14 protein-coding genes, 1 other RNA gene and 1 pseudogene are annotated in these 19590 nt (G+C 57.8%); 7 read left to right on the top strand and 9 right to left on the bottom strand.

Going from position 1 to position 19590, the window contains the following annotated elements; all coding sequences use genetic code 11:
* Positions 1-1309: 1309 nt before the first annotated feature.
* Positions 1310-2281, top strand: a complete 972-nt coding sequence (locus GSD1FS_RS00475; RefSeq protein ID WP_155587912.1) for a hypothetical protein — start codon at positions 1310-1312, stop codon at positions 2279-2281.
* 549 nt (positions 2282-2830) lie between these two features.
* Here GSD1FS_RS00475 and GSD1FS_RS00470 read toward each other — a convergent pair.
* Complete coding sequence (locus tag GSD1FS_RS00470) at positions 2831-4405, bottom strand: bifunctional folylpolyglutamate synthase/dihydrofolate synthase (RefSeq protein WP_155587911.1); 1575 nt, start codon at positions 4403-4405, stop codon at positions 2831-2833.
* Between the two features lie 353 nt (positions 4406-4758).
* Between GSD1FS_RS00470 and GSD1FS_RS00465 the strand changes: the two genes are divergently transcribed.
* From GSD1FS_RS00465 to dtd, 6 genes are all read left to right on the top strand, one after another.
* Positions 4759-6342 carry an aminopeptidase P family protein gene (locus GSD1FS_RS00465; RefSeq protein WP_155587910.1) on the top strand — a complete coding sequence of 528 codons (1584 nt, stop codon included), beginning with the start codon at positions 4759-4761 and terminating at the stop codon, positions 6340-6342.
* A gap of 18 nt (positions 6343-6360) precedes the next feature.
* Positions 6361-6888 carry an NUDIX hydrolase gene (locus GSD1FS_RS00460; protein WP_155587909.1) on the top strand — a complete coding sequence of 176 codons (528 nt, stop codon included), beginning with the start codon at positions 6361-6363 and terminating at the stop codon, positions 6886-6888.
* 240 nt (positions 6889-7128) lie between these two features.
* Positions 7129-7791 (top strand): NAD(P)H-binding protein, encoded by a 663-nt coding sequence (locus GSD1FS_RS00455; protein WP_155587908.1) that lies wholly within the window; start codon positions 7129-7131, stop codon positions 7789-7791.
* Between the two features lie 235 nt (positions 7792-8026).
* The gene (locus GSD1FS_RS00450; protein WP_155587907.1) at positions 8027-9250 is read left to right on the top strand and encodes an ROK family transcriptional regulator; all 1224 of its coding nucleotides are present in this window, start codon (positions 8027-8029) and stop codon (positions 9248-9250) included.
* A 77-nt stretch (positions 9251-9327) separates the two neighbouring features.
* Entirely contained in the window at positions 9328-10224 is an 897-nt protein-coding gene (locus GSD1FS_RS00445; RefSeq protein WP_155587906.1) for a carbohydrate kinase family protein, read from the top strand.
* 112 nt (positions 10225-10336) lie between these two features.
* Complete coding sequence (gene dtd, locus GSD1FS_RS00440) at positions 10337-10816, top strand: D-aminoacyl-tRNA deacylase (RefSeq protein WP_155587905.1); 480 nt, start codon at positions 10337-10339, stop codon at positions 10814-10816.
* 419 nt (positions 10817-11235) lie between these two features.
* Here dtd and GSD1FS_RS00435 read toward each other — a convergent pair.
* From GSD1FS_RS00435 to murD, 8 genes and pseudogenes are all read right to left on the bottom strand, one after another.
* Positions 11236-11634: pseudogene (locus GSD1FS_RS00435) on the bottom strand (DUF4186 domain-containing protein); the annotation flags it as partial.
* A gap of 263 nt (positions 11635-11897) precedes the next feature.
* Positions 11898-12300: a transfer-messenger RNA gene (gene ssrA / locus GSD1FS_RS00430) on the bottom strand.
* Between the two features lie 106 nt (positions 12301-12406).
* Positions 12407-13792 carry a cell division protein FtsQ/DivIB gene (locus tag GSD1FS_RS00425; protein WP_155587903.1) on the bottom strand — a complete coding sequence of 462 codons (1386 nt, stop codon included), beginning with the start codon at positions 13790-13792 and terminating at the stop codon, positions 12407-12409.
* Between the two features lie 65 nt (positions 13793-13857).
* Entirely contained in the window at positions 13858-15396 is a 1539-nt protein-coding gene (gene murC / locus GSD1FS_RS00420) for a UDP-N-acetylmuramate--L-alanine ligase (RefSeq protein ID WP_343030147.1), read from the bottom strand.
* Between the two features lie 28 nt (positions 15397-15424).
* The gene (locus GSD1FS_RS00415) at positions 15425-16609 is read right to left on the bottom strand and encodes a UDP-N-acetylglucosamine--N-acetylmuramyl-(pentapeptide) pyrophosphoryl-undecaprenol N-acetylglucosamine transferase (protein WP_246165669.1); all 1185 of its coding nucleotides are present in this window, start codon (positions 16607-16609) and stop codon (positions 15425-15427) included.
* A 59-nt stretch (positions 16610-16668) separates the two neighbouring features.
* Positions 16669-17325 carry an FtsW/RodA/SpoVE family cell cycle protein gene (locus GSD1FS_RS10100; protein ID WP_343030166.1) on the bottom strand — a complete coding sequence of 219 codons (657 nt, stop codon included), beginning with the start codon at positions 17323-17325 and terminating at the stop codon, positions 16669-16671.
* A complete protein-coding gene (locus GSD1FS_RS10095; RefSeq protein ID WP_281349810.1) occupies positions 17292-18050 on the bottom strand; it encodes an FtsW/RodA/SpoVE family cell cycle protein in 759 nt (252 codons plus the stop codon). The genes GSD1FS_RS10100 and GSD1FS_RS10095 overlap by 34 nt, the downstream gene beginning before the upstream one ends.
* The gene (gene murD / locus GSD1FS_RS00405) at positions 18037-19557 is read right to left on the bottom strand and encodes a UDP-N-acetylmuramoyl-L-alanine--D-glutamate ligase (protein ID WP_155587902.1); all 1521 of its coding nucleotides are present in this window, start codon (positions 19555-19557) and stop codon (positions 18037-18039) included. The genes GSD1FS_RS10095 and murD overlap by 14 nt, the downstream gene beginning before the upstream one ends.
* Between the last annotated feature and the right edge of the window lie 33 nt (positions 19558-19590).

Genomic DNA, 19590 nt, shown 5'->3' with positions numbered 1-19590 from the left:
GCCAAAGCCGCCGCCCACCAGGAGCGCAAGTCCGAGAAGGAGGCAGCGGCCAAAGCAGCGCCTGCACAGTCGACGCCTGCAAAAGCAACCCCTACGAAGTCGCCTGAGCAGGCAACTAAGCCGGCAGCCCCTGTGCAGCCAGCATCGTCTTCGTCGCAGTCGGCGGATTCAGCAGCTCAGCCCGCTCCCCAGCAGGTAGCTGAGGCAGATTCCAAGCCAGCCTCTGCCCAGCAGGAATCATCGCAGTCAGACGAGTCGACGAATAAGTAACGCCACATGCCCCTTGCTTCACATCGATGCCTGGCAACAGAACGTCTCTGTTGTCAGGCATCATCCATTTCCGCCCAAGTCCGTTACGTCAACATATCCGCAATGTGCCAGTCCTTCCAACCACTACACCCCACCAGTCCTTCCAACCATTACCACCCAGCTGCATGAAACCGATGTCGTTCCTATCACGATCCCGTCCCATTGTGCATGTTGTCTACGCCAGCTAGTCGATATGCATATTTTCAGCAGTAAAATCAGTCAAGCCGTATATCTCCCGTAGACAACATGCCCTTAAACCAGCGTCTACTGGCGCATATCGTCCACTCTTCCTAGACAACATGACCAATACCAAGCTTCTGCCCACTCATGTTGTTTAGCAGGAATAGACAACATAACCATCTACTGCTCATATACACAGGTTGTCTAATATCTGTAGACAATATGCACGGTTAAGTGTCTCTCCGTGGTCAAGTTGTCTAAGTCAGCTCGACAACATGCGCAGCTTTGCAGTCAAAGCGGTCAAATCATCCTTACTCTATAGACAACATGGTCATTTAACGCCGTCTAGCTGTGCGTGTTGTCTATACTCACTAGACAACATGACCTCGCAATCCATAGTTGTGCATGTTGTCTAGCGCTCATGGACGGCATGCACAGCTATGGAAGACGAAGTAGTCAAGTTGTATAGGTTCCATAGACAGCATGACGGTGAAGCCCCGTCTCCTCGTGCATGTTGTCTTCTTTCCTAGACAACATGACCAGTAACACGTCCCTACCCGTGCATGTTGTCTAACGCACATAGACAACATGCACATGGCAACACACATAGCTGCTAGATAGCACCGGTGGCACAACATGCATGCGGGCCATACGACATGCATACAATGATTGTGCGTATACCCCTTCATCCTCTCCACAACGATACTTTTCCAATGTGAATTAGTACTGAGTTATCCACATTTCCCTTCAAAACGCCCTAGTTATCCACTATTTTCTTCCGAAGCTATCACTCCGCTACCGAATCATATACGGTACTTGCATGAGAATCATAGACAGATTAAGCAGGCAGTTCGCAGCTGACGAAGCACACCAGCGCTGCACCGTTGCACGCAACAGCAACGACAGCAGAATCCTGCGCAGACTATACATCAACGGAGTTCTGGTGAGACCGTACTACCGCATGTACGCGCGAGCCGAGTACTGGAAGAGTCTCGATCCACGCGCTCAAATGCAGCATATGGTCATCACTGCGCAAGCAATGCATCCCAGTTGGGTGTTCGCGAGGGAAAGTGCGGCATGCATGTTCCCATCGGAGCAGTCGTTCGGGATCTACGCTCCACAAGAACTGGTCATCATGTCAAAGTTACCGCCACAAACAAACGACCATAAGAACTTGCACAGACTACCTTGGGAATCATCTCAAATAATAACTATCGACAATGTTCGCGTCACTAGTTCAACGCGCACACTGTTTGACTGCGGCATGAAGTTTGCGTTTGAACATACGCTCCCCCTATTCGATTCTTTCGTTCAACATGGTGTCGATCTCGATAGAGTCAGAGATATTTGTGTAACAGCCAAAGAAGACACCAGCAGAATACAAAGATTGATTGAATTTACCGATCCATTAGCAGAAAATGGCGGAGAGTCACGAGCACGTGCGGTGATCATTGATTCAGGCTTCATGCCGCCGATTCTTCAGCACCAATTTGTAAACCCACGGAATCCGCGAGCTCCGTTACGCTCAGATTTTCTGTGGTACGGACCGAACGGCGCGGTTATAGTCGGCGAATACGACGGTATGGGTAAATATGGTACTGAGTATTCGCAAATCAGCGAACATGTTGCACGTCAGGCGGCGCGAGACAAAATCCTCATGGAGCAGGGCGTCACGGCGATAGTGCATTTCACATACACAGATGTAGTTAATCCCGAACGACTCCGCGCAAAACTTGAGGCCGCCGGCGTTCCGTACCGCGGTTCCGCCGACAACCGCGGGAGTACCTACTAATTTACCGACGTTGAGTAGGTCTGGATCTACGCCTGTGTCTTGTGCATACTGTCTACCGTTCTTAGACAACATGACTATTTGATCGCCCGTATCTGCACATGTTGTCCACTATGGTTAGACGACATGCACGGATGAGCAGTCTTACTTGGTCATGTTGTCGTATTCAAAACGACAACATGCACGTTCTGAGACTGAGACAGTCATGTTGTCTTATTCCGAGCGACAACATGCACAGTTAGGTGTTTTCTCAGCGGCCGTTGTCTCTTCGTAGTCAAGTTGTCTAAGCTGGTCCGGAAACATGTACAGCCCGGCTGCCCTCCGTGGCCAAGTTGTATAAACCAGTTCGACAACATGCACGATTTCAACGCTGAATCGGTCATGTTGTCTACGATTCTTAGACAACATGACCGATTGACACTGCCCACCTGTGCATGTTGTCTATGGTGACTAGACAACATGGCATGAAAGTACTGCCCAGCTGTGCATGTTGTCTACAGCGGTTAGACAACATGCACAGCTGCTGTTCGCCGAGGCAACGCCAGATTGCGACTACTCTTCGGCGGATGGCTGATCGTCACTGTCTGCGGCGTCAGCGGCGGCGGATTTGAGGCCTAGCACGTCGTCTACGTCGAAGTCCGGGTTCGCATCGGTTTCGAAGTCGATTTCTGCGGCGTCCTCTTCCTCGGCCTTCTTCTGGTATTCCGGGGTGACGGCCACCTGATGCACGCGATCCGCCTTCGACTTCTTCAGATCCGGATTCACCGTTTCCTTGAGCAGCATACGCGCGTCGCCGGCGGTCACGAAGCTGCCACAGATGAGCACGCCGTGACCGTAGCCGACACCGAGCTCATCGTCGGCATCCACACGGTTGACGGCCTCCTGAATCGCATCGGGCAGGGACGGAATGGCGGTTACGCGCTCTGGGCCGAACACGCCGTCCGCTATCTTCTTCAGTTCGTCGGCCGGCATCACGCGGTCTTTCCAGGAGTTCTCGGTGACGATCAGTTCGCTGACAATCGGTTCGAGCACACCAAGGTATTCCTCCACCTGCTTGTCTTCCATCATCGCGACCACCGCGACGAGCTGGGTGAAATCGTAGTTCTCTTCGATCGCCGCGCGCAGAGACTCCGCCGCGTTCACGTTGTGGCCGCCGTCGACGATGATCGTCGGCGACGTGCGCACTTGTTCGATGCGCCCCGGAATCTTCACCGAGCTCAATGCCTCACCAACCAAATCGCCGTCAAGCGCACCGTTCACCGGAATCACCACTTCCGCGGCGCACAGTGCGGCGAGCGCGTTATGCGCCTGATGCTCGCCGAATTTGTCGATCGGCACATCGGCATACGTGCCATTCGGCGTGCGCAACGTGGCCATCTGCCCGCCCACGGCCGGTACACGTGAAACGACTTCTGCCTCATAGCCGTCGCGAATCAGCTGCGCATGATTCTCTTTCGCGGCCTCTTCGATGATCGGCATGACGGCGAATTCGTGCGGCTGGGCGCCGATGATCGCCGTGCAATCCGGCTTGATGATGCCCACCTTCTCATGCGCGATCTGCTCAACGGTGTCGCCGAGCCAAGCCATGTGGTCCATGTCGATAGGCCCGATGACCGCGGCATCTGCATCGAGCACGTTCGTCGCGTCCCAGCGGCCGCCCATGCCCACTTCGACGATCGCCACGTCAACCGGCGCGTCGGCGAACTTCCAGATGGCCATGGCGGTGAGCACCTCGAAGAAGCTCATGCGCGGCGAGCCCTCTTCATCCATCTTCTTATCGACGAGCGCCACGAAATCCTTGACCTGCGTCCACAGTTCCACGAAGTCGTCGTCGGAGAGACGCTGCCCGTCGATGGCGATGCGCTCGCTCACATGCTCAAGATGCGGTGACGTGTAGAGTCCGGTGCGCATGCCATATGCACGGCAAATCGCCTCTGCCATGCGTGCCGTGGATCCCTTGCCGTTCGTGCCGGTGATGTGGATGATGCGGAACGAATCCTGTGGATTGCCCAGCAAATCGAGGATCATCTTCATTCTCTTGAGATCGAGATTCGTTGTGTTACGTTCCGATGGACGGCTCATGATGTCGCGCTCGACATCGTGAATGGTGAGCTGTGCGTCTGCCATAAAACCTCATACCCCGTTTTCTGCGCTGATCATCCGCGCACTACAAATTGCAAACCGTGTTCCATTCTATGCGCAAACGTGCACGCCACAACACCGCTATCCTCTATGCGTATCTATGCGTATTCATAAGCAACGATGCAGTTCCGAAACACACGTAGCTCACCGCGCGCGTGTCTTCGCGTGACACCCGCCGACTACGATGATGTGCAGCATCACACGCCACGCATACCGCCGTTTGCTCAAGTGCCGCGCTGCCGCGCCGAGGAAGCTCACAGAGGAACGGGAATGCCAAACGCCGCGCGATGATAGAAGACAGTAGTTGCAAGTTGCACAATCATGCGAAAGGAAGGCAGATGAGCGAAGTCATCACCGAACAAGACAAAGAGTATGAGGCACGCGAGCAGGCGAACGCGCCGGGCGAGGATCAGCCGATGGGCGACCGCGTGAACAACCGTTCTCTGCGCCCCCAGTCCGAGGCGTTCGTTGAGTTCATGAGCACCGGCTGGGATGACAACGAGCCAAAGATCGAGCGTCTGGAATCCGCGAGCTACGTGCCGGAGCGCCTGAAGAAACTCAGTGAGGCGTTCCCCGGCGAGCGCTTGGTGATTCCGGCAGGTCAGCCGAAGGTGCGCAACAACGATTGCGATTACGCGTTCCGCCCGGATTCCGCATTCTCGTATTACACCGGTTTGGGTCAGGATTACGAGGCGGGCGCGGTGCTCGTGCTCGACCCGAACGAAGACGGCACGCATACGCCGATGCTGTTCGTGGCTCCGCGCGCGGATCACTACACGCAGGACTTCTTCAAAGACCCGCATTACGGCGAGTACTGGGTAGGCCCGCGCGCTGGCTTGAAGGAGCTCGAGGCGATGACCGGCATCGAGACGCACGATATCTCGCAGCTCGCCGACATGCTCGGCAAAGATGTCGGCAACGAGGCAGGTGCCGTGCAGTTGCGCGTGATTTCTGAGACTGATCCGCAGATCACGGATATGGTTGAGGAGCTGCGCTCCGAACACGGTTTCTCTGATGCGGCAGACAATTCCGCGCACGACGACAAGCTGCACGAATTCGCTTCCGAGGCGCGCATGGAGAAGGATGATTTCGAAGTGCGTGAGATTCGCAAGGCGGTCGAAGCTACGAAGCATGGCTTCGACAACATTCTGCGCAAACTGCCGAGCGCGCTGGGCAAGCCGCGTTCCGAGCGCATTCTTGAGGGCGCGTTCAATTCGATCTCTCGCGAAGAGGGCAACGAAGTTGGCTATGACACGATTATCGCCTCCGGCGCGCACGCCCCGATTCTGCACTGGATTCGCAACACCGGCACGGTGAACGACGGCGATTTGCTGCTGATCGACGCTGGCGTGGAAGTTGATTCGCTGTATACTGCCGACATCACACGCACGTTCCCGACGAACGGCAAGTTCACCGACTTCCAGAAGAAGCTGTACCAGGCCGTGCTCGACTCTCAGCAGGCTGGTTTCGAGGCTGCCAAGCCGGGTGCCACCTACTCCGACATTCACCATGCGTGCATGCGCGTGATCGCAGAGCGACTGCATGATTGGGGCTTGCTGCCGGTCGACGTGGAGGAGAGCCTCTCCCCCGAAGGTCAGCAGCATCGCCGTTGGCTCGCCTGCGGCGTGGCGCATCATCTCGGACTTGATGTGCACGATTGCGCACAGGCTCGCTATGAGTCGTACCAAGAGGCTCCGATTCGCCCGGGCATGGTGTTCACAATCGAACCTGGACTCTACTTCCGTGAGGACGATCTGATGATTCCGCCGGAATACCGCGGCATCGGCATCCGCATCGAGGATGACGTGCTGATGACGGAGAACGGCCCGGAGTGGATCTCCGCCGGCATTCCGAAGCAGATCGACGACGTTGAGGCTTGGATGGCTCAGATGGCCGCCGAAGGCGCAAAGTCCAACGACTGAGCAGAAGAGGCGATTGACATGGCGACTCCCGAATTCATTCTCGAACTTCGCAAGCGCATCGGCCACATGCCGTTGTGGCTCATGGGCGTCACCGGCTATGTACGCCGCGATGACGGACTGATCCTGCTTGAACGGCGCAGCGACAACGGCCAGTGGACGCTCGTCACCGGCATCAACGAGCCCGGTGAGGAACCGGCCGACACGGTGGTGCGCGAAGCCAAGGAGGAGACGGGGGTCGACGTGATCGTCACCGACTTGGTGAGCGTCAAATCAGGTGACCGCATCATCACCTACGTCAACGGCGACCAGACCTGGTACATGGATCACCTGTTCCTGTGCGAGGTGAAGCCGGGAGGCAACAGCGAGCCGATGGTCGGCGACGACGAGAGCACGTCCGTCGGATGGTTCTCCCTCGACGAGCTTCCCGAACCGCTTGGCGCAAGCACACGCGAGCGCATAGGGTACGTGCATGAATACCTCAGGCACAAAGCCGAGGGGGATGCGCACGCGCAGTTCACCTGCGACGGCGTGACCGAACATCTCTAGGCCTTGCGGTCGTATTCCGCGATATTCTATGGAAGCCCGGCTCCGATATTCCATTGGAGCCGGGCTTCCATTGATTGCGGGAAAGAACCTAGAAACAACATATGAGGGGCAGAAATTCCCGCTGTTTACTCTCGGCTGGCACATAGCGCAGCGTCTACTATTGGCTCATGGAAATTGGCGGAGACACCGCCTCATGTTCAGTTTCGAGCATGATTTCACGAATTTCGTGAGGTAATGCATATGACTACTAGAATTGCAATTCTCGGTGCCAACGGGCGCATCGCCCGTATTGCGGAGCAGATGCTGCTCGAACATGAAGACATCGAACTGACGCTGTTCATCCACTCCGCGAACAAACTCAGCGCAGACATCAGGAACAACGACCGCGTGACCATCGTCACAGGCGACGCAAAGAACCCGGATGACGTGTTCGCCGCCATCAAGGACGCCGATGCGGTATACGCGAACCTCGCCGCCGGCGGCAAAGGCATCGCCGACATCGTATCGATGGCCAAGACCGTCGTCGCCATGATGGACAAGGCAGGCATCAAGCGCCTCATCTGGATCTCGTCGATCGGCATCTACAACGAGGTTCCGGGCAAGTTCGGCGAGTGGAACACCAAGATTCTCGGCGACTACCTCGTCAACTACCGCAAGGCCGCCGACGTCATCGAAGGCAGCGACCTCGATTACACGGTCATCCGCCCGGCATGGCTCACCAACAAGGACGAGGTGGACTTCGAAATCACCACGAAGAACGAACCGTTCCGCGGCACCGAAGTATCGCGCAAGTCCGTGGCCGCCGAAGTCGTCAAGCTGCTGCTCAACCCGGCCGACGAAGTGCACGAGTCCATCGGTCTTGACAAGCCCGGCACCGACGGCGACAAGCCGGCATGGATGTAGAGCTCAACGAGAGCATCCATCTGAAGTAGGCAGCGGTAATCAACGACAACACAACCACTGCCACCGCATAGGGGTCGGCGAACCGTTATTACGGTTCCACCCGACCCCTATGTATGTCTCCATGCATGTCCGCGCACATTAACGGCGTGTCGTTTTTGCGTTATTGATTAACAGCGTTAATATATAAACATCGTTAACACAGAGATGTGCAGCACACAGCGCCAAAGGAGGTGTCATGAACTCGCAGAACAACACCGAGCAACAGAATACCTCCGAATACAACCGCGCGCGAGTGCTGCAATACATCTATCATCACGATGTCGTCTCACGCGCACAAGTAGCGAAAGCCCTGCATCTGACACCGGCCGCGCTCAGCAAAATAAGCAATCATCTTCTCGACAGCGGCGCCATCACCGAAACCGGCTCTTTGAAAGGTCGGAGCAAGCGCCGCTCCATCGGACTTGCCGTCAACACCGAGCAGCATCAGGTGCTCGGCGTCAAATTCGCGCGCAGCCTCATTCAAATCGGCCTGTTCGATCTCGCGGGCAACTCAAAATCCATTTGGGTCGATCAGGCGACCGACTACCCCACCCCGGCCGACGCAGTGGAATCAGTGCGCACACTCATCCATTCGATTCTGCGCAAATTCCCCAAGATCATGGCCATCGGCATCGCTGTGCCTGGGCCATATCTCAAGAACATCGGGCACACGGCGGTCGTATCATCCATGCAGCAGTGGCGTGAAGTCAACTTCAGGAACGAGTTCGAGCACGCGTTCGACGTGCCGGTCATCATCGAACAAGATGCGCGTGCCGGCGTGCTCGCGCAGTATTTGTTCGCGCATACGCAGGACGACAGCCTCGCCTACTATCTGCTCGGCGAAGGCATTGGCTTGGGCGTCATCGACCACGGCAACGTCATCGACGGCGCGCTTGGTTCGGCCACCGAAATCGGTCATGTGAGCATCGACGTGAACGGCCGACCATGCGAATGCGGTAACGTCGGCTGCCTTGAGCGGTATTGCTCCGCCGTTGCCATCCACGACACGCTCAACGAGCTAGGCAGCGGCACCGGCAGCGAAGCGATTGTCCCGAACTCCGCTGATCTCACGCACAATGAAGCTTGCGCCGCATTGTTCGAGCGCGCGGAAGCCGGCGATGAACGGGCGAAGGAACTCGTCGAACGCATCGGCACATATGTGGGCTACGGGTGCGTGACGATATGCAACGCGTTCAACCCGTCGCGCATCGTGATCGGCGACATCGTGGCACAGGCCGGCACGCCACTGCTGGAACGCGTGCGCGAAGTCGTTGCAGAACGTGTGCTGCCGGAAATCGCGAACTCCACCACCATCGAACTGTCTGGTCTGCCGACCGACGCGGCGGTGACGGGCGCTGCGGCCGTGGCGATCATGCACATTCTCGATCACCCCTCCAAGTTCTTTGCCACGGCCACATAAACCGCGGCAGAACCCACGCAATCAATAATCACAAACTGTTAGCAAAACGCAACATAACAAAGAAGAAAGGCGACATCATGTCAAAGCCAATCGTTGTCTCCCTCGGCGAGATTCTCTGGGACATGCTCCCAACCGGCAAGCGCGCGGGCGGCGCACCGGTCAACTTCGCATACCACGCGATGAACAACGGCGCGGAAGCCTATTCGATCAGCGCCGTCGGCGAAGACGATCTGGGTGACGAGCTCGCCATCGCAGCCGAAAAGGTCGGCATCCATGCCGTGCTGCAGCGCAACGCATGGCCGACCGGTACCGTCGAGGTCGCGCTCAAGAACGGCATTCCGGAATACACGATCGTCGAGAACGTGGCCTGGGATCACATCTCATACACACGTCAGCTCATCGACATCGTCGAGCAGGCCGACGCCATCTGCTTCGGCACGCTCGCACTGCGCTCCCCCGAATCGCACGACACGATCATCGAGCTGCTCAAGCACGCCAAGGAAGGCGCGCTCAAGTTCTTCGACGTGAACCTGCGTGGCGACATGTATTCGAAGGAACTCATCGAAGAGATGCTCGGCTATGCGAACGTCTTCAAGATCAACGACGAAGAGCTTCTGCTGCTGCGCGGCATGTTCGGCATCGAAAACACCTCCGATGAGGAAGCCTGCAAGTGGTTCATCGACCAGTTCAACCTGCGTTACCTTATTCTGACCGGTGGCGCCACGTTCTCGACGATCATGTCGAACGACGGTGAAGTCTCCACGCTGGCCACGCCACACGTCACCGTGGTCGACACCGTTGGCGCCGGCGACTCGTTCTCCGGCACGTTCACCGGCCGCATTCTCGCCGGTGATTCGCTCGGTCTCGCTCACCGCGCCGCCGTCAACACCGCCGCGTTCGTGTGCACGCAAAACGGCGCATGGCCTACCTACCCGGCTCAGATCACCGATTACCTCGCGCAGATCGGCAAGTGATTCCGCTGGTTGTGGCGTGATTTCCAATGTGTCTCGCGTTCCGCATGTGCGGAGTGCGAGACACATGTATTTTGTGCGAGTATTCCTCCAGCTGACGTTTTATATTGCAACTATGAGAATCGTTCTGCAGAAAGTAAGCGAGGCGTCGGTCAACGTCGTCGACGAGGAGACCGGCGAGCTTGACACGACGTTCGCCCCGCAATCGATCGGCATTGGCTACATGTTGCTCGTGGGGGTGAGTGACAACGACGGCAAGACGCAGATTGATTGGCTCGCACATAAGATCGCGAATCTGCGCGTGTTCGAAGACGAGCACGGCAAAATGAACCTGTCGATTCACGATGTCGGCGGCGCGGTGCTGTCGATTTCTCAGTTCACGTTGTATGGCAACGTGCGCAAAGGCAATCGCCCCAGTTTCGTGGGAGCGGGTAAACCCGACCATGCGCAACGCGTGTGGGAGGAGTTCAATGAGGCGTTGCGTGCGCAGGGACTGGAGGTCAAAACCGGGCGCTTCGGCGCGCATATGAACGTTTCACTCACGAACGACGGTCCGGTGACGATTCTGTTTGACACTGAGGAACTCGGCATCTGAGTCCCGTGGTAAATAATCACATACCGGATTCGGCAGAAGAAGAGTAGATAGTGCCGTCGAGCAGACTCAGCCACGGATATGTTGCGTGCATGAGTTCCACTCGAACATGTCTGCCGGCATAGCAGAATACGATACGCATGGATAAGCAATTGGGTGGCGACCGTTTGCCGGCCGCCACCCAATTCCCGTACTTCTTTCCCGTGAAAACACAGGAAACGCGGATACTGTCATACTACATCAATGCCTGATACAGCACATATTACGCAACCATCATGCCCCACGCGATCGTTGACATGCAGTATCGGGCTTCAGAACAGGGGATCCATCACGTTCTCTGCTAGATTTTCTTTCGCATGAGCTTTGCGTTTCGGCGTAGAAGGCGTGGGAACGGCGGGATCCACATTCAATTCGCCTTGTTCGGGGTGCCTGCGAAGATCGCGCTCGATCCATGCCATGACGAGCGCGGCAAGACGATCTATTTGCGCTTCGGTGAGCGGTTGCCCTTTGGGAATATGATGCCAGCGCATGATGCAACCTCGGCAGCATGTGGCCGTCGCATGTTGGGCGGTGAACACCGGATGCCCTTTCCACGGTGTTTGCTTGCCGTCTTTCTTCGGGTATGCCGCGCCAACGCGGTCGCGCAGCATTTCGTGGGCATGACGGTCGATCGTCGCCTTGCCTTTTGCGCGAGCATATGCGCGGTCTGCGTCGCTGAGCTGGAACTTCGCGCGGAACGGCGAGCCCGCCAGCCGTTGCAACGACCATGCGATCCACTGTTCTTCATCGCTTGGCTCAGGTGTCGCCGCTTCCACCGGCATGTCGTGTCCCATAGTTTCCAGCATATTCGCATCACCCGCGTGGTCAATAGCCTCGAACACGCTTCCTCCACCCAATTTTGCTGGCGGGGATATAAAACTCGGCAACTGGCGGGTATGCGAAACGAAGAACGGCTATTTTTCAACGCAAAGAAAATTTGAATACTTGGCATTGCGGAAGTTTTGTATCTCCCCCAGCAAAATGGGTGGGAGAAAGGGTTGCGAAAACAAAAAGCGCCACCCAGTTTCCTGAGTGGCGCTTAACTTTGTGGAGACGCGGGGGATTGAACCCCGGTCCGGTGACCGTACCCTCGTTCTTCTACATGCTTAGTCTGCTGACCCGAAAGGCATATTTTCGGCTCCCATCAATGCCGCAGACAACTGATGGCGAGCCTAGCCGCAGTACAATGTCCTCACGCAGTCCTGCAGTTCAACTGCATGAGTAAGTCTTCTTACGACACCTGGCCTCTCCCCGAAGACACGAGAGAGCAGATGGAGCGCCAGCTCGCTGATTTAAATCTGATTACGTTTAAAATCAGGCAGCGAGGGCAAACTCAGTGCGATTAGATTTAGCACTTAATTTAATTGCAGAGAACATCACGAGTGGACTCTACATTCTCGGCATGCTTCACCGAAGCGAACAGATCACCGTCGAAACCAATCGTCCCCTTTTCAGTTATCAAACCAAACCGGCACAAAGCCGGACTTCTCAATATAACACGAGAATCACGCATATGCAAGCACACAACCGGCATAGAGCATGCAGGGGGCGAAATCACTTGATGATCGGGCGTCCCGGTGCAGACACGTTGATCTGCTTCTTGTCTCCGATCACATTCGGATCGTTCATGATCTTGTCGACGATCGCCATTTTCAGCTTGATATCTGAGGAATCACCCCACACGATCGTGATGCCGTTATCAAGCGTCGTCGTCACAGAATCCTGCGTGTTCGCGCTCACCGCCGTCACTTTTGTGCGCCAGGATTCCGGCATGGCGTCGAGAATCGTGACCGCCGACTGCACGGAGCGCTGTTTGAGCGCCGTGTCGATGTTCTTCACCTCGATGACCGGAATGCCCTTGACCGTCTGATCGGTCACTTGGTTGAGCACGCGCGTTTCGCTGTCAACTGCCGTGAGTCCATCTTTGCCGGAGACCTTGAGCATTGCCGCCGGTCGCTGCGACACGATGGATATTTCGAGTCCGCGTGGGAACTTCTTCGTGGCAGTGGACGATGACACGCCTGGAATGTCGTTGAGTTTCTGCTCGATCGCGTTGTCTGACACAACGAGCAGTGATTTGCCGACCTGTTCCTTGGCGATGTTCATGATCTGCGTGCTGTTCACCCACTCGTTCGCGCCGTTGATGGTGATGCGGTCTTCTTCCAAACGCAGCATTGGCGAGAAGAACAGCAGCCAGATTAACGCGACGAGTGCCGCGAACGCCGCAACGCCGATGCCGATGCGTGTGAGCAGCACGCGCGTGTTCGCCGCTTTTCGCTCACGCAGGCGCGCTTTGAAATCGACGACTTTCGGTCTGGTGGCGACGCCAATCGTGCCCGCGCTCTCCTGCAGTGTGCGTTCCACGAGGTCTTCGCTTGGCAATGCGCGCGCGTCGACGAACGAACCGGGCTGTGACGAATTGGTGGATTGCGCGCTTCTCGCCGCTTGCGCGGATGCCTCCTGCTTGCGGCGGCGCACCAGCTTGCGGAATCTGTGATGCCGCGCGGAGTCCGGAGACTGTGCTGGCACTTGCCCGGTCGCCGGTGATTTCGCAACGGTGCCAGACTGTTCGCCACCGTTTGCGGACTGTGCTGTGCGAGGCTGCGCTGCTTGAGATTGCGCGGTACGCATGCCCGTCGCATCGTTCTGGATTTTTCGCCCGGCGACAGGGTGCCTGAGCCTCTGATTCGTTTGCGACGGCCGTCCCGAACGCGTGGTTCGTGCCGTGCGTGGAGTCGGCGCCTCGCTTTGCATCGGAATCGCTTGGCTCGACAGCGGGTGGCTTGACGTTGTTCTGCGAACTGTAGGCTCGGCCTGCTGTTCGGGAATCGACTGCTCGGTCGGTGTGCTGGCATGAGAGCGCGACGATCTGACGCTTCTGCCCTGTGGCTTGTCGTCGTTCATCGCCTGCCCTGAAGAGCTCACCGTTCGTCTTGCCATAGTTCCTTCCCGCTGCGCGCTATTCGACTGTGTGTTTTCGACGTATTATTCGTCTGCGTGCCGGCTCACTGCTGCTGATCGTCGCCCGCATAGTGCGCGGTGAGCACGTGCACGATGACTGGCCCCATCTTCGTGATGTCGCCTGCGCCGACTGTGAAGATCACGTCGCCGGATTGTGCGCGCATGGCGAGCATCTGCGCTGCCGTGTTCATATCTTCCACCGCTTGAATCTGCTTATCGCCGTCCGCATGCGCAAGGTCGACGATGGTGTGAGGATTCACCTGCGGGAAATCCGCTTGCTTTTCGCGCGCTGGGAAGATGCCGGTGACGATCACGTCGTCGGCGAGCATCAGCGCGTCGGCGAACTGTTGCGCGAAGAATTGCGTGCGGGAGAACAGGTGCGGCTGGAACAGCACATGCAGCTTCGACTGCGGGTAGCGGCGGCGTGCCGCGGTGAGCAGTGCCGCGATTTCCGTTGGATGGTGCGCGTAGTCGTCGACCACGGTCACGTTGCCGACTGTGCCGCGGATCTGGAATCGACGATTCGCACCGAGGAACGTGCCCGCCGCCTGCGCTGCGCGTTGCGGATTCATGCCAAGCAGGATTGCCGCGAGAATCGCCGCGGTCGCGTTGCGGGCATTGTGCAAACCGGGGATTTTGAGTTCCACCGGCAGCGCGAGATCCTCGCCTGCGATAGCCGCGGGAATGTCGATGACGAAATCTTCGGTGCCGCTGTTCGCACTCTCGTGCTCGGAGGCGATGTGCACGAAGGTCGCACCGTTCAGATCTCCGACTTCTTCGCGTGAGCGTGTGGAATAGGCGATTGTTTTCTGCGCCGTCTGTGGGTCGAGTGCGCGCACGACTGCGAGCGCCCCGTCATCGTCAACGCAGATGATGACTGCTCGCTTGGCGTGCGAAGCATGGTTGACGAACGCCGCGTGGTAGTTTTCCGCGTTGCCGTAGTGGTCGAGATGATCTGCTTCCGCGTTCGTTATGATCTCGATATCAGGGTGGTATTTCGCGAAGCTGCCGTCAGACTCGTCGGCTTCGGCGACGAGCACGTCGCCGGCACCTGCGTGACCGCCGTCGAGTGATGTGCCGTCTGGCCCTTGAATCGATCCGCCGATTGCATAGCTGGGGTCTGCGAGCGCGTCTTCACCGGCATGCAGCAGAATATGCGCGAGCAGTGAGCTCGTCGTCGTTTTACCGTGCGCGCCCGCCACCGTCACTGCGCGCCTGCCGTTCATCAGCAGGGCGAGAATGTCGCTGCGGTGCACCAGTTGGGCACCATTGCGGACTGCGGCGACGATCTCTGGATTATTTGGCTTGATGGCGCTGGAATACACCACGACATCGGCTCCGTCGACGTTGCTTGCCTGCTGGCCGATCTGCACAGGAATGCCGAGCGCTTCCAAACGCTTGGTTTTCGCGCTTGCCTCGCGATCCGAACCGTTGACGTCGACGCCTTGCTCGTGCAGCATTTCGGCGAGCACGCTCATGCCCGCTCCCCCGATGCCGATGAAGTGGACGGTTCCGAGATCGTTCACGGTTTGCGCGTCACCGAATTGCGCGGCGGCTGGGTCAAGAACGATGTTCTCTTGCACGACAATGCTCCTTTTGAGTATTCACGTATTATTTCTGTTCGTCTGCGATGGCGAGGATTCGCTTCGCCATGCGATTGGCGGCATCGCGAATGCCGTAGTTCCATGCCTGTTCGCCGTATGCGCGCAGTTTCGCGGGGTCTGCCAGTAATTGCGGAACATGCGATTCAACCCACTGCGGTGTGAAATCGCTGTCTTCCACCAAAAGACCGCCGCCGGATTGCACAACGGGCAAAGCGTTGAAGCGTTGTTCGCCGTTGCCGATAGGCAGTGGCACATAGACGGCGGGAAGTCCCAACGCTGTCAGTTCGCTCACCGACCCCGCGCCGGAACGGCAGATCACCAGATCCGCGCAGGCGAAGGCCTTGTCGATGCGTTCAAGATATTGCGCCACATGGTAGTCGCGCCCCGGCTGGCTCTCCTCCCCCAATCCGGTGAGCACTTTCGCACCGGCGTTCTGCACCACCAGGTCGCGTACTTCGTCGATTTTGCCTTTTCCTGTCAGATGCACCACTTGTGCCACCGGAATGAGGCTGGCGGCACTACCGGCGACGGCGCGGTTCAGGCTGACGGCGCCAAGCGAGCCGCCTGTGACGACGATGATCGGGCGATCGGGATCAAGACCGAGGTCGTGCGCATTGCGTTCGCGCGCGCCCTTCGGATCATGCTCGAGCTCGTCCGCCAGTGCTGCGATGGCTGGTCGTAGCGGCAGGCCGACACGTTCGATGGTCGCGTTTTTCGCCGGCTTCAAACCAGTGTTGTCGTACGCCGTGCCGATGAACGTGGCCCAACGGGCACCGAGCTTGTTCGCCATGCCAGCGCGAGCGTTCTGCTCGTGTATCACTACCGGAATGCCGGCCTTGTGAGCCGCGGAATATGCCGGGGCCGACGCATAGCCGCCGAACCCGACGACGACTTGCGTGTGCTGACGTTCGATCAGCTCGCCCACCTTGTTCTTTTCCGCACGCCATTTCTTCGGGAATTGCAGTGCCGCTTTGTTCGGCTTGCGCGGGAATGGCACCTTTTCGATCGTCTCGAGCTTGTAGCCGGCCTGTGGAACGAGATCCGCCTCCAAACCGACTGCCGTGCCCAACGCCACGATATCGGCATCGGGGTCGATGCGGCGTATGGCATCGGCCACCGCCAGCAATGGATTGACATGGCCTGCGGTGCCTCCGCCAGCCAGAATAATACGGTGTTGTTTGCTCGAACTCATACCATCCACTCTATCTGATCGATCACGTCTTGCAAGATTTCGAACTACCTGTGCACCTATTATGCGCGCACGTGCGCCGCCTTGATCTCCGGCTGCATGCGCATCAATGCAACGCAGGCGCCTGCGGCAGCCAAGCAGAAGATCATCGATGAGCCGCCTGCCGAAACGAACGGCAACGGAACGCCCATCACCGGGAAGATCTCCACGACGACGGCGATGTTGATCAACGCCTGCCCCACGATCCACATCATGAAGCAGAGCAGAGCCACACTAGCGTAGCGGTTGCGCAGCTGCATGGCCACGGCGATCAGGCACCAGGCGATCACGACGAACAGCAGAATGACGAGTGCTGCACCAATAAAGCCGGTCTCTTCGCCGATGATGGCGAAGATGAAGTCGTTGTGCGCGGCGGGCAGGTAATTCCATTTCTCTCGCGAATTGCCTAACCCCACGCCAAGCAATCCGCCTGATGCCAGCGCATAGTTCGAATGCGTCGCCTGATAGCACACGTCGGCATTGTCTGCAGTGCAGCCGGTGTATGTGGCTATGATGCGAGACATGCGGTTCGAACTCATTAATGTCAGTGCGGCGACGACGACGGCTGCGAGAGCACCGACCATAGCGACGTATTTCAGCGAGAATCCGCTGGCGACGATGGCCATCAAGCCGATGAGAATGATGATCAATGCGGTGCCGAGATCCTTGCCCAGCAGCACGGCGAGCAGTCCGAGACCATAGAAACCGAATGTGCGTCCCCAATCACCAAGATCCCACGCCTTGTAGGTTTCTTGATGCCCGGCTTCTTTTTGATCGCCGAGATCATGGCGAGCGGGAACCACAGGCATATCGTGAACTTCATGAACTCCGCGGGCTGGAACTGGAATCCGCCTATGCGAAGCCAGCCCCTGTTGCCGGCGACTTCAACGCCGAAGAACACGGTGAAATATTGAATCGCGACGCTGAGCGCATACAGCACAAACGAAACCTGTTCCAATCGTCTGCCCGGAACGTGGGCGACGAACAATGCGATGATGAGACCGAGAATGCAGAAGATTCCCTGATTCAGCGCTTTTGCCCACGGAGAGGCCCCAGCCGCCACCATGTCGACCGACGAGCTGGAGAACACCATGATCACGCCGAACACCGTGAGAATGCCGACTGCGGCGATGAAACCGTAGTAACAGCCCAACGGGTTCAGCAATGCACGCCAACCCTTGTATTGGCCGGCGAAATCGATCATGCCGAACGAATTGCGTGAGTCACGGTTCATCGCGGCTTTGCGCGCGGATGGCGTCAACTGTTCGATCGTGCTCTGCTGCGCCTGCTGCGACGACGTGTTTGCCGGCAGGTTCGTTTGCGTCGACGGCACGGTTTGCGTGTTCGTGCTGCCAGCGCTCCGGGCGGAGCGTGCAGTGCGTTTTTTGAGTTCAGGCCTTGGCATGTGCTTCCACCCAACGTTGTGCTTGCTTGGCGAACTGGTCGCCACGGTCGGCATACGACTTGAATTGGTCCATCGAGGCGCAGGCGGGTGCGAGGAGCACCACGTCTCCCGGTTGTGCGAGGGCGCCTGCGGCATCGACGGTGCGTTGCATCACCGTTTCGTTGCCAGACGGATCGATGAGTGTGAACGGCAGATCGGGGGCGCTTACACGCAACGCATCGATCATCGGCTGCTGGTCGACTCCGATCACCACTGCGGCTTTGATCTTGCCGCGCTCTTGTGCCACGAGATCTTCGAACGTGGCGCCTTTCGCCAGACCACCGGCAATCCACACCACGCTGCCGTCTGGGAAGCTGCTCAGCGAGGCGCGGGCTGCATGGGCGTTCGTGGCCTTGGAGTCGTCGATGAAGCGGATAGATGGCGCTTCGCCCTGCTTGAGTTCGGCGACCTTCTGAATGCGGTGGCCACCTGGTTCGAATTCCTTCAACGCGTTCAGTGCCGTATTGAGGTCGGCGCCGATGCCCAGCACCAGGATCAGGGCGGTCAACGCGTCGGCGAGCAGATGCGGGTAGATCGTGCCGTCCGGCTCTGCGAGGTATTTGAACTCGCGGATGGGTGCCACGGCGTATTCCTCACCGACTTCGCCTCCCGTCAAACCGCTCATGTCGACGATCCAACCGTCTTTGATGCCGATCTGACCGGATTGCGGCTCGCCCAGTGTGAAGCCGATATGCTCGCAGCCCTCTGCGGTTCGTGCGGTCTGTGCCAGCGTGGTCACTCGCTTGTCTTGCGCGTTATAGGCGATCACGCCACTCGCGTTGTCGTAGACCTTCGCCTTGTCTGCCGCATAGTTCTCCATGCCACCATGCCAATCGAGGTGGTCTGCGGCGATGTTCGTGATCGCGGCGCACGCGAGTTCAAGCGAATAGGTGAAATGCAGTTGGAAGGAGCTCAGTTCGACGCACAGCACATCGTGGCTTGGATCGAGCGCGGCTTGTGAAACGGCTTTGCCGATGTTGCCGACCGCCGGCGCGTCATACCCGCATGCTCGGAGCATTTCCGACGTCATTTCGGTCGTGGAGGTCTTGCCGTTCGTGCCGGTGATGCCGATCCATGGCGCCGGTCGGCCTGTGCGAGCATTGTCGACGCGCATACGCCAAGCCAGCTCCACTTCGCTGATCACTTCTATGCCGCGTTTGCCTGCTTCGACGATGAATGGGGTGCGTGGGTTGAACACAGGTGATGTGCACACCAGATCGACGCCGCTCCAATCGATTTCGTCGAAGGAGTGAAGATCGGCGTCTTTCTGCTTCTCATCGACGCCGATCACCGTTGCGCCATGATCTTTGAGGATCTTCGCCATGCTTCGGCCGGAGATTCCCAAACCTGCCACCACAACCGTTTTGCCTTGTACGTCAAACCCATGCCTGCTCATATCGCACCTCGTGTTTCTCGTTTCTTCGCGCGTGCTCCGCGTTTCAGTGCCGGCTGACTGGTGCGGCTGCATGCGTACCGGCTCACATGCAGCCGCCGTTCAATC

The sequence above is a fragment of the Bifidobacterium canis genome (assembly GCF_009727065.1).
Lineage (GTDB): Bacteria > Actinomycetota > Actinomycetes > Actinomycetales > Bifidobacteriaceae > Bifidobacterium > Bifidobacterium canis.
This window is presented reverse-complemented; position numbering and strand designations above follow the sequence as displayed.